We start from the raw sequence: 15,385 nt of genomic DNA, 5'->3' as shown, positions 1-15,385 counted from the left end.
TCAGAGCTTCTTGTCCTGAACCTGCTTCACGAGGAAGTCGAGCACCTGGGCCGTGCCCGGGATGCTGTTCGCGTAAGCGGGGCCCGTCTTGTACTTGCCCTGGACGACGACCGTCGGCACGCCGTCGATCGCGTAGTCCTTCAGCAGCTTGGCCGACTGGTTCACTTCGCCCTGCACGCTGAACGAGTTGTATGCGTCCATGAACTGCTTCTTGTCGACGCCTTGCGTGGCCAGGAAATCGGCCTGCGCCTGCGGCGTCAGCAGGTAGTTCTTCTGCTTGTGGATCGCGTTGAAGATCGCCGGCGTGACCTTCTCGGAGATGCCGAGCGCGGACACCGCGTAGAACAGCTTCGAGTGCGGGACGAAATCGTCACGGAATGCGACCGGGACGCGCTTGAAGTCGATGTTGTTGCCTTGCTTCTTCACCCAGGCCTCGATCGTCGGCTCGAATTCGTAGCAGTGCGGGCAGCCGTACCAGAAGAACTCGATCACCTCGACCTTGCCGGCCGGCGCGGACACCGGCTGCGGCGACTTCATCACCTCGAAGTCCTTGCCGGCGACCGGCGCGGCGGGCGAAGCCTGTGCGAGGCCGGCGGCCAGGCCCAGGGACAGAAGGAGCGTGCTAAGCAGTTTTTTCATGTTGTGAACGTCGAATCAGTTGCTCGGGTTACGGGACGTAACGGGTTCTGAGTGGGCTCGGCCGGTTGCTTACTGCTTCGTGAAACGGATCACCGCCGTGTCGACACCTGCATCGGACAGGCGCTGGCGGGCCGAGTTCATATCCTCGAACTTCGAGAACGGGCCGACCCGCACGCGGAAATACGTCACGCCGCTGACATCGCGCTTCGACACCTTCGACTCGAAGCCCTGGAAGCCGAGGCGCGCGCGCTGCTGCTCGGCGTCGCCTTCCGTCTTGTACGCGCCAACCTGCAGGAAGTAGCCGGTATTCGCGTCGTTCGCGGTCGGCGGCTTCGCTGCCGCGGCGGCCGTGGCCGACGAGGTCGGCTTCGGCGTGTTCGCGGCCAGTTGCTGTTGTTGCTGCTTTTGCGCGGCGGCTTGCTGCGCCTGCTTCTGCGCGGCGAAGCGTGCGAGGTCGTCCTCGCCGCCTTGCTGCTGTTGCTGCTGCGCTTGCTGCGTCTTTTTCGGCGGCGGCGTGGTGTCGGCCGGCTTCGGCGCGACGGCGACGCCATTGCTCGACGACGTAGTGTTCGACGCGGTCGTGTTGTTCGCGCTGCCGGTGCTGTTCGAGCCGCTCGACCCGTTGGCCTGCGGCGGCACTTCGACGATCTGCGGTTCGGGCAGCAGGCCGCCCTGGGTCTGGTTCGCGGCCTGGCCAGGCGCGGTGTTCGGCGGCGCGGACTGCGCGGCCTGCGGCACCGGCTGGCCCGGCGTCTTGCCCTGCAGCGCGCGGTTCGGATCGAACTGCTGCGGCTGGCTCGCGCCGTTGTCGGCCGGCGGCGGCGCGACCTTCGACACGAACGGCGACGGCGAACGCGTGATGTAGAGCGCCACCACCACCGCGATCGCGAGGCCGACGATCAGGCCCAGCACGATTCCAAGAAATGTTCCTCCGGCTTGTTTCGATTGTTTCGAAGTGCGGCGTGGTTGTGCCATTGCTTGAGTCACCTGCAAAAAGAATCGTGAAAAGGCCGCGGCGGGCTATCCGACGGCGGGTAATCCGACGGCGGGCGCTGCCGCGGCCATTCGCTGCCCGGTTCGGGCCGCTTGCGTCCTTACATCTTGGCGGGCGCGGACACGCCGAGCACCGCCAGACCGTTCTCGAGCACCTGCCGGGTCGCGGCGAGGAGCGCGGCGCGCGCATTGCGCGGCGCTTCGTCGTCGACCAGCACGCGCTCCGCATTGTAGAACGAGTGGAATTCGCCAGCGAGGTCGCGCAGGTAGAACGCGACCGCGTGCGGTGCCAGCTCGTTCGCCGCGTGCGTGAGCATGTCCGGGTATTCGGCCAGCTTCTGCATCAGCGACGCCGCTTGCGCGCTCGTCAGCTGTGACAGGTCGGCGCCCGGCAGCTGCGCAACGTCGACGTTGTAGCGCGATTTCAGCTCGTTGAGCACCGAGCAGATCCGCGCATGCGCGTACTGGACGTAATAGACCGGGTTTTCGTCGTTCTGTTTCAGCGCGAGGTCGATGTCGAACACGAACTCGGTATCGGCCTTGCGCGAGATCAGGAAGAACCGCACCGCGTCGCGGCCGCGCGTGATGGTCGCCTCGTCGATCAGGTCGGGCGCCGCTTCCTGGCCCGCCGCCGCGCCACCCGACCATTCGATCAGGTCGCGCACCGTCACGTAGCTGCCCGCGCGCTTCGAGATCTTCACTTCCTGGCCGTCGCGCATCACGGTGACCATCTTGTGCAGCACGTAGTCGGGGTAGCCCTTCGGAATCCCGATGTGCAGGCCCTGCAGGCCGGCGCGCACGCGCGCGATCGTGCCATGGTGGTCCGAGCCCTGGATGTTGATCACCTTCGTGAAGCCGCGCTCCCACTTCGTCACGTGGTACGCGACGTCCGGCACGAAGTACGTGTACGTGCCGTCCGACTTGCGCATCACGCGATCCTTGTCGTCGCCTTCGTCGGTCGTGCGCAGCCACAGCGCGCCGTCCTGCTCGTAGGTCATGCCGGCCTTGACCAGCGCGTCGACCGTCTTCTCGACACGGCCTTCGCTGTACAGCGACGACTCGAGGTAGTACTGGTCGAACTTCACGCCGAACGCCTGCAGGTCCATGTCCTGCTCGCGACGCAGGTACGTGACCGCGAACTTGCGGATCGCGTCGAGATCCTCGATGTCGCCCGTGCCCTTGACCGGCTCGCCGTCCGACGCGGCGACCGTTTCGCCGTTCAGGTAGTCGCGTGCGATGTCGGCGATGTATTCGCCGTTGTACGCGGCTTCCGGCCAGCCCGCGTCGCCCGGCTTCAGGCCGCGCGCGCGCGCCTGCGTCGAGATCGCGAGGTTGCCGATCTGCACGCCCGCGTCGTTGTAGTAGAACTCGCGATGCACCGCATAGCCCTGGCTCGCGATCACGTTCGCGAGCACGTCGCCGAGCGCGGCCTGGCGGCCGTGGCCGACGTGCAGCGGGCCGGTCGGGTTCGCCGACACGAATTCGAGCAGCACCTGCTTGCCTTTCTCGCGATCCGACGTGCCGAACGCGCGGCCCTGGTCGAACACGGCGGCGATCACCGCCTGCTTCGCGGCGGCCGACAGGCGCAGGTTGATGAAGCCGGGGCCGGCGATCTCGGCGGCTTCGACGAGGCCTTGCGCGCCCGGCTGGGCGGTGAGGGCGGCGACGATCTGCTCGGCGAGCTGGCGCGGGTTCGTGCCGAGCGGCTTCGCGAGCTGCATCGCGACGTTGCACGCGACGTCGCCGTGCGCGGCGACTTTCGGGCGCTCCAGCGTGATGGTCGGGGCGACGAACGCTGCGTCGGCGCCTTTCAGCGCGTGTGCGACCTGCTTGACGCTATCCGCGAGCAGGGCTTCGAGGGTCTGTTTGTGTGCTGGCAGCATGCTGGTAGAAGGCTTCGTTGGTGGCGGCCGGAAACGCCGGCCCGCCGGCGCGCTTTTTAAGCGCGCGTTTCAGGGATCGCAGAATTTTAACAGGTGCTAATATGCCGCTCAGGCGGCCCGCGTCCGCGAGGCCGGACGCCGGTCTGCCGGCGTTCCCCAACCTCGCCGCGCAGGCACAACAAGATGAAAAGGGAATTGTCATGATTACGTTCAAGAGCAAGGCGGCACAGGATCTCGACGTGCTGAAGGATTTCGCCGTGTATGTGCTGGGCCTCGTCGGCAAGCAGCTGGGCGAGCGCGGTGTGATTACGCACGACGAACTGGACCACGCGATCGCGAAGCTGGAAGGCGCAGTCGCGCAGGCGAAGCAGGAGCGCGCCGAGCACGCCGGCCATTTCCACGAGGACGAAGCCGACCACGCGCACCACGAAGTGCCGCCGAGCCTGGCCCAGCGCGTCGCGCCGTTCCTCACGATGCTGCGCGAGGCGAAAGCCGGCGAAGCCGACGTGCACTGGGGCTTCTGAGCTCCCTTGCCCGGCAGTAAGAAAGGTCAAGTAAGACAAGAAAAAGCCCGCTTCCGAGCGGGCTTTTTCGTTTTGTCTGACCAAACGGGCGGTCGGCCGCCCGTTCGCTTCGATCAGAGCTGCGGCGCGAGCGCGCGGCGCGCGTCGTCGAGCGACAGCGCCATGCACCGCGCGTAATCCTCGAGCTGATCCTGCCCGATTTTGCCGACCGAGAAATAGCGGCTGTCCGGATGCGCGAGATAGAAGCCCGATACGCTCGCGGCCGGCAGCATCGCCAGCGAGTCGGTCACGCTCATGCCGATCTCGTCCGCGCGCAGCACGTCGAACATGTCGCGCTTCACGAGGTGATCCGGGCAAGCCGGGTAGCCGGGCGCCGGGCGGATGCCCGCGTACTTTTCCGCGATCAGCGCCTCGTTGTCGAGCGTTTCGCCGCTCGCGTAGCCCCACAGCTCGCGCCGCACGCGTGCGTGCATCGCTTCCGCGAACGCCTCCGCGAAGCGATCGGCGAGCGCCTTCAGCATGATCGCGCTGTAGTCGTCGTGGTCGGCTTCGAACTGCTTTTCCTTCGCGTCGACGCCGAGGCCGGCCGTCACCGCGAACATCCCGATGTAGTCGGCGACGCCCGATTCCTTCGGCGCGATGAAGTCGGCGAGCGAGCGGTTCGGCCGCATCACGCCGTCGACCACCGGGCGCACGCTCTGCTGGCGCAGGTTGCGCCACGTGAGCAGCACTTCCGAGCGCGACTCGTCGCTGTAGATCTCGATGTCGTCGTCGTTGACGGTATTCGCCGGCAGCAGCGAGATCACGCCGCTCGCGGTCAGCCAGCGGCCCTGGATCAGGCGCGCGAGCATCGATTTCGCGTCGGAGAACACGCGTCGCGCCGATTCGCCGACGATCTCGTCGTTCAGGATCGCCGGGTACGGGCCCGCGAGATCCCAGGTCTGGAAGAACGGGCCCCAGTCGATGTACTGCGCGAGCTCGTTCAGATCGTAGTTCTTGAACACGCGGCGGCCGATGAACTTCGGCTTGACCGGCTGGTAGCCCGCCCAGTCGATCCTGGTCTTGTTCGCGCGCGCTTCGGCGAGCGTGACCATCGGCTGCGCCTTGCGGTTCGCGTGCTGGTCGCGGATGCGTTCGTAGTCGGACTTCAGCTCGTCGAGGTATTTCGCCGCGCCTTCGTCGGACAGCAGGCTCGAGGCGACCGACACCGAGCGAGACGCGTCCGGCACGTAGACCACCGGGCCTTCGTAGTGCGGCGCGATCTTCACGGCCGTGTGCACGCGCGAGGTCGTCGCGCCGCCGATCAGCAGCGGGATCTTCTTCACGCGGAAGTAGTCGTCGCGCTGCATTTCGGACGCGACGTACGCCATTTCCTCGAGGCTCGGCGTGATGAGGCCCGACAGCCCGATGATGTCCGCGCCCTCGACCTTCGCCTTCGCGAGGATCTCGTTGCACGGGACCATCACGCCCATGTTGACGACTTCGAAGTTGTTGCACTGGAGCACCACCGACACGATGTTCTTGCCGATGTCGTGCACGTCGCCCTTCACGGTCGCGATGACGATCTTGCCCTTCGCGCGCACGTCGCCGCCCGCTTCCGCGAGCAGGCGCTTTTCTTCCTCGATGAACGGGATCAGGTGCGCGACGGCCTGCTTCATCACGCGCGCCGATTTCACGACCTGAGGCAGGAACATCTTGCCCTGGCCGAACAGGTCGCCGACGACGTTCATCCCGTCCATCAGCGGCCCTTCGATCACGTTGATCGGCCGGCCGCCGGCCGCGGCGATCTTCGCGCGCGCTTCTTCGGTATCTTCGACGATGAAGTTCGTGATGCCGTGCACGAGCGCGTGCGCGAGCCGCTTCTCGACCGGCTGGTTGCGCCACTCGAGGTTCTCTTCCTTCTTCGCGGCGCCGGTCTTGAACTTGTCGGCGATCTCGAGCAGGCGGTCGGTCGAATCGTCACGGCGGTTCAGGATCACGTCCTCGACGCGCTCGCGCAGCTCCGGGTCGAGGTCGGCGTACACGCCGAGCTGGCCCGCGTTGACGATGCCCATGTCCATCCCCGCCTGGATCGCGTGGTACAGGAACACGGTGTGGATCGCCTCGCGCACCGGGTCGTTGCCGCGGAACGAGAACGACACGTTCGACACGCCGCCGCTCACCTTCGCGTACGGCAGGTTCTGCTTGATCCAGCGGGTCGCTTCGATGAAGTCGACCGCGTAGTTGTTGTGCTCCTCGATACCGGTCGCGACGGCGAAGATGTTCGGGTCGAAGATGATGTCTTCCGGCGGGAAGCCGACTTCGTTCACGAGGAAGTTGTACGAGCGTGTGCAGATCTCGATCTTGCGCGCGTAGGTGTCGGCCTGGCCGGTTTCGTCGAACGCCATCACGACGGCCGCCGCGCCGTAGCGGCGGATCAGGTGCGCGTGGTGGCGGAACGCGTCCTCGCCTTCCTTCAGCGAGATCGAGTTCACGATCGCCTTGCCCTGCACGCACTTCAGGCCCGCCTCGATCACCTCCCACTTCGACGAGTCGATCATGATCGGCACGCGCGCGATGTCCGGCTCCGATGCGATGAGATTCAGGAAGCGCACCATCGCCGCCTTCGAATCGAGCATCGCCTCGTCCATGTTGATGTCGATCACCTGCGCGCCGTTCTCGACCTGCTGGCGTGCGACCGCGAGCGCCTCGTCGAACTGGCCGTTGAGGATCATCCGTGCGAACGCCTTCGAGCCGGTGACGTTGGTGCGCTCACCGACGTTGATGAAGAGCGTTCCGGACGTGACGTTGAACGGCTCGAGGCCGGCGAGGCGCATCATGTGATCGGTCATGGCGGTGCGAATTCTGGTGATGAAGGACGTAGGGCGGTCGGGTCAGGCGTTGTCGCTGTACTGGTTCGGCCAGCGGCGCGGCTTCACGTCGGCGAGCGCCTTCGCGATCTCGGCGATGTGTTCGGGCGTCGTGCCGCAGCAGCCGCCGGCGAGGTTCACGAGCCCGGCTTGCGCGAATTCCTTCAGGAGCCCCGACGTGACGTCCGGCGTCTCGTCGAAGCCCGTCTCGGCCATCGGGTTCGGCAGGCCCGCGTTCGGGTAGCACGACACGTACGTGTCGCACAGCTTCGCGAGCTCGGCGATGTACGGGCGCATCAGCGCCGCGCCGAGCGCGCAGTTCAGGCCGAACGTGAGCGGCTTCGCATGGCGCAGCGAATTCCAGAACGCCTCGACCGTCTGGCCCGACAGGATCCGGCCCGACGCATCGGTGACGGTGCCCGAGATCATGATCGGCAGGCGCTCGCCGGTGTCCTCGAACAGCTCGTCGAGCGCGAACAGCGCGGCCTTTGCGTTCAGCGTGTCGAAGATCGTCTCGACGAGGAACAGGTCGACGCCGCCGTCGAGCAGCGCCTTCGCCTGCTGGTAGTACGACGCGCGCAGCTCGTCGAACGTGACGTTGCGTGCGCCCGGGTCGTTGACGTCCGGCGAGATGCTGGCCGTCTTCGGCGTCGGTCCGATCGCGCCGGCGACGAAGCGCGGCTTGTCCGGCGTCGCGTATTTTTCGGCCGCTTCGCGTGCGAGCTTCGCCGATTCGATGTTCATCTCGACGACGAGATCCTCCATCCCGTAGTCGGATTGCGCGACCGTCGTCGCGCCGAACGTGTTGGTCTCGACGATGTCGGCGCCGGCCGCGAAGTACTGGTCGTGGATCTCGCGGATGATCTGCGGCTGCGTGATCGACAGCAACTCGTTGTTGCCCTTGATGTCGCGCGGGAAATCCTTGAAGCGCTCGCCGCGATACGCGGCTTCGTCGAGCTTGTAGCGCTGGATCATCGTGCCCATCGCGCCGTCGAGGATCAGGATGCGCGATTTGAGCAGCGCAGGCAGTGCGGCGCCGCGCGTGTAGGGCGCGGCGAGCGGGACGGAAGCGGCGAGAGGAGTCGCAGACATGGGCGAAAGACCGGCGAAGACGGGAAAACCGTCATTGTAGCCGGTGCGCATGGGCGCCGCCCGGCCCCGCGCCGCGCCGGCCGGGCCGCCAAATGAAAACCCCCGCCGGCGAACCGGACGGGGGCATGATCGGAGTGCTCGCGGGTGCCGCGTCGGTGCGCGGCGAATGGCCCGGCCGCGCGAGGCGCCGGGCCGCGGGTCGTCAGTGCAGCACGACGGGCATCATCATCAGGCTGTCGAATTGTCCGAGGAATTCGTCAACTTCGTCGAGCGACGGTTCATCCTCGATCAACTGCTTCACGTGGGCGCGGAATCGTTCGGCAAGTTCGCCGTCGATGAAGATTTCGCGCTGCGCGTTCTTGTCGACGATTTCATATCCGCCGGCGTTCATCAGGTGGTGGCCGGCCTGCGGCGCGAATTCGACGACGCAGTAGTTGGGGCTGTTGTAGATCATTTGCATGGCGGCACTCCTCTTCGCAGTGGCATCTGGCCTTGTTGTCCCCTAGGTGGGGCGAGCCTTGCCGGATTCAAGGGGCTTGCGCTGCACACCCTGTTCCCGTTGTGTAGGGTGTATCGGTTAGAAGCCGATGTCTATGAAACGTTTCCCATTGTCGACCGGTGGACTGAAATAGTTGTTAAAGAGTGTCATCGGCCATTTCGCGGAAATCTGTAATCGGTCGAAATTGCCGAATCGCGCGCGTCCACGCGCGAGTTCACTGTGTGACAGGCGATGTGACAGGCGAGGGCGCGGGCGGCGCAGCCGGTTGTGCCGGCGGTTGCACGGCGGCCGGCGGCGCGGGTTGTGCCGGTTCCGCGGCGGGAGCAGCCGATGCGTCGGGCGTCGGTGCACCGGCGGGCGCATGCATTGCGCCGTCTGCGGGTTCTTCGTCGGACGGCGCGCCCGGCGCCGCGAGCCGGCCATGCCACAACAGCTCGATCTGCGCGCCGTTCGGTTCGGTCTGCACGAGCCGCGCGGGCAGCCAGCCGAGCGACGGCGCGAGCCACATGTCGATGCGGCGCGTGTCGCCGTCGCGCCGCGGCAGGCGCATGAAGTGCCGCGCGCCGATGATACCGGTTTGCGTCTGCACCTGCTCGTCGCCGATCACGGTGATCGGCCACGTCTCGCCGCTGTTGTTGTCGATCACGAAGAACTGCTGCGTGACGCCTGGCTTGTAGGCAGACGGATTGCCGCGCACGAGCCCCGACAACTGCATCAGCATGCTGAAGCGGTCCTGCACGCCGTCGGGCAGCGGCGCGTTGTTCGGCGTGCGCGTGAACACGACCTGCCGGATCTCGCGGTTGAAGATCGCGATGTCTTCCGGCCGCTTGCCGCGCTTCTCGACGTAGCGGTCGGGCGCGACGCCGAACGCGTCGATGCGGCCTTCGCTGCGGTAGGTGAACGGGCCGACGAACGGCACGGGCATCGATACCGACAGGTCGTAGGTGTGCCCGTCGGTGCGCCAGTGGATCGTGCCGATCATGTTCTGCATGCCGTTGTAGAACGTGTCGTACTGCAGGTCGCCGGACGGCGGCGCGGCGAACTTCACGCCGTTCGTCGCGGGGCCCGGCGTCGCGGCGCTGGCGGCGCCGGCAGCCGACGCGGCATCGGGGCCCGATGCGCCCGGCACGCCACTCGCCGCGGACGCGGCGGCCGGCGGCTCGCCGTGCTCGGCCGTTTGCGTCGACGTGAGGACCGGCTCAGGCGCGGGTTTCGGTGCGGCGGCCTTCGGGGCAGCCGGTGCGGGCGCGGCCGGATGCTCGACCGGCTGCGGCGCAGGCGGCGCGGGCTGGCGCTCGATCGGTTGCGGTTTCAGCAGCTCGATCTGCACGGGGACTTCGGCGGGCGCGGGCGGCGTGAATGCGTCGCGGTTGCGCATCAGCCAGAACGCGGCGAGCGCGTGCAGCACCAGCACGACGACGAGCGCAATGCCCACGCGCAGCCAGTGGCGGGGCAAAGCGTGACTCGGGCGGGTGTCGGCAGGCTGCATGGGCATCGGAACAGGATCGGAGCGTTCGCATGGCGTCGGGCGCGCCGCGCGCGCCACAGGAATCGGACTGTCGAATGCGCCGCGCGTTCGCGCTGCGTGACGGGGCGGGTGCAGGATGCGTCAGGCGTCGCGTGCGTCGGGACTATAGCCGAGTTCGTAAGACAGTTTCCGCGCGCAGGCGCGCAGCGCGGTGTCGATCTCGCCGCCCCATGCAATGTCGAACGAGCCTTCCTGGCCGAGCGCGACGATCGCGAGCGCGAGTTCGCCGACCGCATCGAACACGGGCATGCAGAACGCGTGGATCGTCGGCAGCAGCATCCCCTCGACGCGCGCGGCCTGGTGCTTGCGCACGTCGGCGAGCACCGCGTCGACCTCGTCGAGCGTGCGCGGGCCGCCGTGGTGCGGCGAGCGGCGGGTATCGGCGAGTTCGCGCTCGAGCATCGCGGCGGTCTTGCTGCGCGGCAGGTACGCGGCGAACAGCAGCCCCGTCGCGGAGCCGAGCAGCGGCATCACGTCGCCGAGCTTCAGCGACGCCTTCGCCGGGTGGCTCGATTCCATCCAGTGGACGATCGTCGGCCCCTGGTTGCCCCATACGGCGATGCCGACCGTCTGGTCGAGCCGGTCGCGGAATTCGGTCAGCGCGATCCGCGCGAGCTTCACGCCGTCGACGCGCGCGAGCCGCGCGAGCCCCATCTGCAGCGCGAAGCCGCCGAGCTCGTAGCGGCCCGAGACGGGATCCTGCGACACCACGCCGAGCCGCGCGAAGCTGACCAGGTAGCGGTGTGCCTTTGCAGGACTCATGCCCGCGCGTTGAGCGAGGTCGCGCAGCATCATCGCGCGCGGCTCGCTCGTCAGCACATCGAGCAGGCGGAAGCCGACTTCGATCGACTGGATGCCGGAACGGACCTTCTCGCCGTGCTCGCCGGAAGCGGCGTCGTCGGTGTCGGAGTCGGAGTCGGCGAGATCGTCGTCGGGAAGCGGGCTGGCAGGCATGGGCGGCAGGTGCGCGAAAATGCGGCAGAAGTCGGGCTGGAAAACCGGGCCGAAAAATCGGGGCGAAAACGGCGCGCGCAATCGCGGCGCGCCGCAGGGATTCACCATCGTAAAATAGATTCCCTCCATCGTCACTACAACGGCTGAGTCCCCCTTATGAAACTTGCTTCGCTGAAGGACGGCACGCGCGACGGCCAGCTGATCGTCGTGTCGCGCGACCTGCATACCGCGGCGATCGCCGATGCGATCGCGCCGACACTGCAGCGCGTTCTCGACGACTGGGCGTTCTACGCGCCGCAGCTGCGCGACCTGTACGACGCGCTGAACCACGGCCGCGCGCGCAATGCGTTCGCGTTCGATCCGGCCAACTGCATGGCGCCGCTGCCGCGCGCGTTCCAGTGGGCCGACGGCTCCGCCTATGTGAACCATGTCGAGCTCGTGCGCCGCGCGCGCGGCGCGGAGATGCCGCCCGAATTCTGGACCGACCCGCTGATGTACCAGGGCGGCAGCGACGATTTTCTGGGGCCGCGCGACGACGTCGTGTGCCCGTCCGAGGAATGGGGTATCGATTTCGAGGCGGAAGTCGCGGTGATCACCGGCGACGTGCGGATGAGCGCGACGCCCGACGAAGCGCTGAAGGCCGTGCGGCTCGTCACGCTCGTGAACGACGTGTCGCTGCGCAACCTGATTCCGGCCGAGCTCGCGAAGGGCTTCGGCTTCTTCCAGAGCAAGCCGGCCACCGCATTTGCACCGGTCGCCGTGACGCCCGACGAGCTCGGCGACGAATGGCGCGAAGGCCGCGTGCACCGGCCGATGATCGTCCACTGGAACGGCAAGAAGGTCGGCCAGCCCGATGCGGGCACCGACATGGTGTTCCACTTCGGCCAGCTGATCGCGCACGCGGCGAAGACGCGCAACCTGCGCGCCGGTTCGATCGTCGGCTCGGGCACGGTGTCGAACAAGGACGCGAAGCGCGGCTACTGCTGCATCGCCGAGAAACGCTGCCTCGAGACGATCGAGCACGGCGCGCCGCAGACCGAGTTCATGCGCTACGGCGATACCGTGCGCATCGAGATGTTCGACACGGCCGGCAAGTCGATCTTCGGCGCGATCGAGCAGTCGGTCGCCCCGCCCGACGGCGCGGCGTAAGTCACGCGGGGCACGCAGCTCCGCCGTCGCGAAACCCGGGCCCGCCCGCGCGCCGGGTTTCGCCTGATGTTTGCCCGCGCGGGCTTGGCTACACTCGATTCAGGGGCTCGAGAGCCTCGAGCAAGGAGCTGGCATGGCCAATCTCGCCGCTTACAGCGGTTACGAAGCACTGAAGGTGACGCGCCGCGACCATGGCGTGCTCGACATCGTGATGAGCGGCGAGGGCGCGAACCGCAGCGGCCTCGCGACCGCGAACGCACGCATGCATCGCGAGCTCGCCGACATCTGGCGCGACGTCGACCGTGATCCCGACACGCGCGTCGCGGTGATCCGCGGCGAAGGCAAGGGCTTCTCGGCAGGCGGCGATCTCGCGCTCGTCGAGGACATGGCGAACGACTTCGACGTGCGCGCCCGCGTGTGGCGCGAGGCGCGCGACCTCGTCTACAACGTGATCAACTGCAGCAAGCCGATCGTGTCGGCGATGCATGGCCCGGCCGTCGGCGCCGGGCTCGTCGCGGGGCTGCTCGCGGACATCTCGATTGCCGCGAAGGATGCGCGCATCATCGACGGCCACACGCGGCTCGGCGTCGCGGCGGGCGACCACGCGGCGATCGTGTGGCCGCTGCTGTGCGGAATGGCGAAGGCGAAGTACTACCTGATGCTGTGCGAGCCCGTGAGCGGCGAGGAGGCCGAGCGGATCGGGCTGGTCTCGCTCGCGGTCGAGCCGGCCGACCTGCTGCCGAAGGCGTACGAAGTGGCCGAGCGGCTCGCGCACGGTTCGCAGTCGGCGATCCGCTGGACCAAGTACGCGTTGAACAACTGGCTGCGCACGGCCGGGCCGACCTTCGATACGTCGCTTGCGCTCGAATTCATGGGCTTCTCGGGGCCCGACGTGCAGGAAGGCATCCGCTCGCTGCGCGAGCGGCGCCCACCCGAGTTCCCCGGCGACGCGCCGTTCTGACGCGCGCCGGCGCTATGATCGACCCAGGCGCGGCTCGCGCGATGCATGGCGGCCGCCTTGCTCTCACCCAGTCAACCAGGATGCCTGTATGACGACCGATGCCCCCGGCTCCAACCCTTTCGCCGGCTTTGCCGGCTTCAAGCCCGCCGACATGATGGACCGCATGTGGGACATGATGCGGATGTCGCCGTTCGGCGGGATGACGTCGTTTCCGGGCGCCACGCACGGGCTGCCGCCGTCGCTGTCGAGCATGTCCGACATGATGGCGCCGCTCACGAGCGTCGAGGAGCTCGACAAGCGGATCACCGATCTGCGCGCGGTCGAGCAGTGGCTGAAGCTCAATCTCGGGATGCTGCAGTCCGCGATCCAGGCGCTCGAGGTGCAGCGCGCGACGCTCGCGACGCTGCGTGCGTTCGGCGCGTTTGCGCAGAGCTCGATGTCAGCGGCCGAGGAAGCGGCCGTGGCGGCCGCGCATGCGGCGAAACAGGCATCGGGCGACGCACCGCCGGCCCCGGATGCCGACGCGTCGGATGCGGCGGCGGGTGACGCCGCGCAGCAGGCCTTCGACCCATCGGGCTGGTGGAACCTGCTGCAGTCGCAGTTCAACCAGCTCGCGAGCCTCGCGATGGCGCAGCCGGGCATGCAGCCCGCCGCGCCGGGCGAGGCGCCGGCAGACGCGGCTGCGCCGCCGGAGCCGGCCGCGAAGCCGGCTCCGGCCGCCGCCGCGCCGCGCAAGCCTGCGGCGAAGCGCGCGAAGTCGACCGGTGCGAGCGGTGCGGCCGGTTCGGCCGCGGCGCGCGCGGCGGCCGCTTCGTCGCCCGAAACCCGTCCGCCGAAGCGCTCGACGTGACGCGGCGCAGGTAGCAGGCAGGTCGACCATGCGGCTCGCGCTCGTTCTGATGGGAGGCGGCGCACGTGCCGCCTATCAGGTCGGCGTGCTGAAGGCGCTGGCCGAGATCGCGCGCGAAGCCGATCCGCAGCGGCAGACGCTGCCGTTCGCGGTCGTGTGCGGCTCGTCGGCCGGCGCGATCAACGCGACGTCGATCGCGAGCCACGCAGACGACTTTTCCCACGGCGTGCGGCGCCTGCTCGAATTCTGGGAGCCGTTGCGCGCCGACTACGTGTATCGCACCGACTGGCTCGGCATCGCGGCCGCCGGCGCGCGCTGGCTCGCGACGATGACCTTCGGCTGGGCGGCCCGCCGTTCGCCGCGCGGGTTGCTCGACAACGCGCCGCTCGCGCACCTGCTGCAGCGCGAGCTGAGTTTCCACCGAATCGAGCAGATGCTCGAAGCGCGCCTGCTGCACGCGCTCGCGGTGACGGCGCTCAGCTATTCGAGCGGGCGCCACCTCACGTTCTACCAGGCGGCCGAGCCGATCCAGGCGTGGCGCCGCGCGCAACGCACCGCACGGCTCGTCGACCTGTCGGCGTCGCACCTGCTCGCGTCGTCGGCGATTCCATTCGTGTTCCCGGCCGTGCCGCTCGTGCTCGACGGGCAGATCGAATACTTCGGCGACGGGTCGATCCGGCAGATCGCGCCGCTGTCGCCGGCGATCCATTTCGGCGCGGACCGGATCGTCGTGGTCGGTGCGGCCGACCCGCGGCCCGAGATTCCGGCCGCGAACGGCGCCGGGCTGGTACGCGGTTACCCGACGCTCGCGCAGATCGGCCAGCAGGTGCTCGCGAGCGTGTTCCTCGACTCGATCGGCTCGGACATCGAGCGCATCGAGCACATCAACCGGATGATCGAGCACCTGCCGCACCAGGTCGAGGTGGGCAGCGGCTGGCGGCACGTCGATGTGCTCGCGATCGCGCCGTCCGAGCGCATCGAGCTGATCGCCGCGAAGCACCTGAAGCAGATGCCGGCGACGATGCGCGGGCTGCTGGGCGCAATCGGCGGCAGCCAGCCGGCCGGCGCGTCGTTCGCGAGCTACCTGCTGTTCGAGGAGGCGTTCACGCGCGAACTGATCGAGCTCGGCTACCGTGACGGGCGCGCGCAGCGCGACACGTTGGCCGGCTGGATCGCGCGGGCGGACGGCGGCAGCGTGCCGGCCGCCGGCATACCGCCGGAAGACGGCCTCGCGACCGGCGAAATACGGGTCTGATGCGCCGAAATGGTGCGTGGTTGCGTTTTCGCGACGGCCAGCCGCGACCGATCGCCGCACCGCGAGTGGCGGAGCGCGACCGGCCAGGCGTCTCGGAACCGTCATGGACGCGTGCTATCATGGCCGCCGCCGTATACACCATATCGAACAGCCCGCCGATCCGGCATCCGCACGGGGAACCCTTCGGGGCACCCGCCTGGGGCAGGGGA

General features: G+C 67.9%; 13 protein-coding genes. 5 read left to right on the top strand and 8 right to left on the bottom strand.

Translation table 11 applies throughout. The features are described from left to right. The 3 genes from ACPTTC_RS16935 to argS form a co-directional block, all read right to left on the bottom strand. Positions 1–639 carry a thiol:disulfide interchange protein DsbA/DsbL gene (locus ACPTTC_RS16935; RefSeq protein WP_011353364.1) on the bottom strand — a complete coding sequence of 213 codons (639 nt, stop codon included), beginning with the start codon at positions 637–639 and terminating at the stop codon, positions 1–3. Positions 640–708: 69 nt separating this feature from the next. Next, the gene (locus ACPTTC_RS16930; RefSeq protein ID WP_175970747.1) at positions 709–1,614 is read right to left on the bottom strand and encodes an SPOR domain-containing protein; all 906 of its coding nucleotides are present in this window, start codon (positions 1,612–1,614) and stop codon (positions 709–711) included. A 119-nt stretch (positions 1,615–1,733) separates the two neighbouring features. Continuing rightward, on the bottom strand, positions 1,734–3,515 hold the full coding sequence (gene argS / locus ACPTTC_RS16925; RefSeq protein ID WP_423393144.1) for an arginine--tRNA ligase: 1,782 nt from the start codon (positions 3,513–3,515) through the stop codon (positions 1,734–1,736). Positions 3,516–3,715: 200 nt separating this feature from the next. Here argS and ACPTTC_RS16920 point away from each other — a divergent pair, with 200 nt between their 5' ends. Continuing rightward, positions 3,716–4,039: a DUF1840 domain-containing protein gene (locus ACPTTC_RS16920; RefSeq protein WP_011353361.1), complete on the top strand. Its 324-nt coding sequence runs from the start codon at positions 3,716–3,718 to the stop codon at positions 4,037–4,039. Between the two features lie 113 nt (positions 4,040–4,152). Here ACPTTC_RS16920 and metH read toward each other — a convergent pair whose 3' ends face one another. The 5 genes from metH to ACPTTC_RS16895 all read right to left on the bottom strand — a co-directional run bounded on the left by metH (position 4,153) and on the right by ACPTTC_RS16895 (position 10,961). Further along, positions 4,153–6,870, bottom strand: coding sequence for a methionine synthase (metH, locus tag ACPTTC_RS16915; protein WP_423393143.1), 2,718 nt, complete (start codon positions 6,868–6,870; stop codon positions 4,153–4,155). Between the two features lie 42 nt (positions 6,871–6,912). After that, a complete protein-coding gene (locus ACPTTC_RS16910; RefSeq protein WP_423393142.1) occupies positions 6,913–7,980 on the bottom strand; it encodes a homocysteine S-methyltransferase family protein in 1,068 nt (355 codons plus the stop codon). A 202-nt stretch (positions 7,981–8,182) separates the two neighbouring features. Further along, the gene (locus ACPTTC_RS16905) at positions 8,183–8,440 is read right to left on the bottom strand and encodes a BTH_I0359 family protein (protein WP_006477667.1); all 258 of its coding nucleotides are present in this window, start codon (positions 8,438–8,440) and stop codon (positions 8,183–8,185) included. Between the two features lie 253 nt (positions 8,441–8,693). Further along, positions 8,694–9,974 carry a DUF3108 domain-containing protein gene (locus tag ACPTTC_RS16900; protein ID WP_423393141.1) on the bottom strand — a complete coding sequence of 427 codons (1,281 nt, stop codon included), beginning with the start codon at positions 9,972–9,974 and terminating at the stop codon, positions 8,694–8,696. A 114-nt stretch (positions 9,975–10,088) separates the two neighbouring features. Then, positions 10,089–10,961: an IclR family transcriptional regulator gene (locus ACPTTC_RS16895; RefSeq protein WP_423393140.1), complete on the bottom strand. Its 873-nt coding sequence runs from the start codon at positions 10,959–10,961 to the stop codon at positions 10,089–10,091. A 156-nt stretch (positions 10,962–11,117) separates the two neighbouring features. Between ACPTTC_RS16895 and ACPTTC_RS16890 the strand changes: the two genes are divergently transcribed. From ACPTTC_RS16890 to ACPTTC_RS16875, 4 genes are all read left to right on the top strand, one after another. After that, entirely contained in the window at positions 11,118–12,110 is a 993-nt protein-coding gene (locus ACPTTC_RS16890; RefSeq protein ID WP_423393139.1) for a fumarylacetoacetate hydrolase family protein, read from the top strand. Positions 12,111–12,243: 133 nt separating this feature from the next. Continuing rightward, positions 12,244–13,071: an enoyl-CoA hydratase/isomerase family protein gene (locus tag ACPTTC_RS16885; RefSeq protein WP_423393138.1), complete on the top strand. Its 828-nt coding sequence runs from the start codon at positions 12,244–12,246 to the stop codon at positions 13,069–13,071. Between the two features lie 88 nt (positions 13,072–13,159). After that, on the top strand, positions 13,160–13,921 hold the full coding sequence (locus ACPTTC_RS16880) for a PhaM family polyhydroxyalkanoate granule multifunctional regulatory protein (RefSeq protein ID WP_175951408.1): 762 nt from the start codon (positions 13,160–13,162) through the stop codon (positions 13,919–13,921). Positions 13,922–13,949: 28 nt separating this feature from the next. Beyond that, positions 13,950–15,176, top strand: a complete 1,227-nt coding sequence (locus ACPTTC_RS16875; RefSeq protein ID WP_175970738.1) for a patatin-like phospholipase family protein — start codon at positions 13,950–13,952, stop codon at positions 15,174–15,176. Positions 15,177–15,385 lie beyond the last annotated feature (209 nt).

This window comes from Burkholderia mycopellens, assembly GCF_964265025.1.
Lineage (GTDB): Bacteria > Pseudomonadota > Gammaproteobacteria > Burkholderiales > Burkholderiaceae > Burkholderia.
This window is presented reverse-complemented; position numbering and strand designations above follow the sequence as displayed.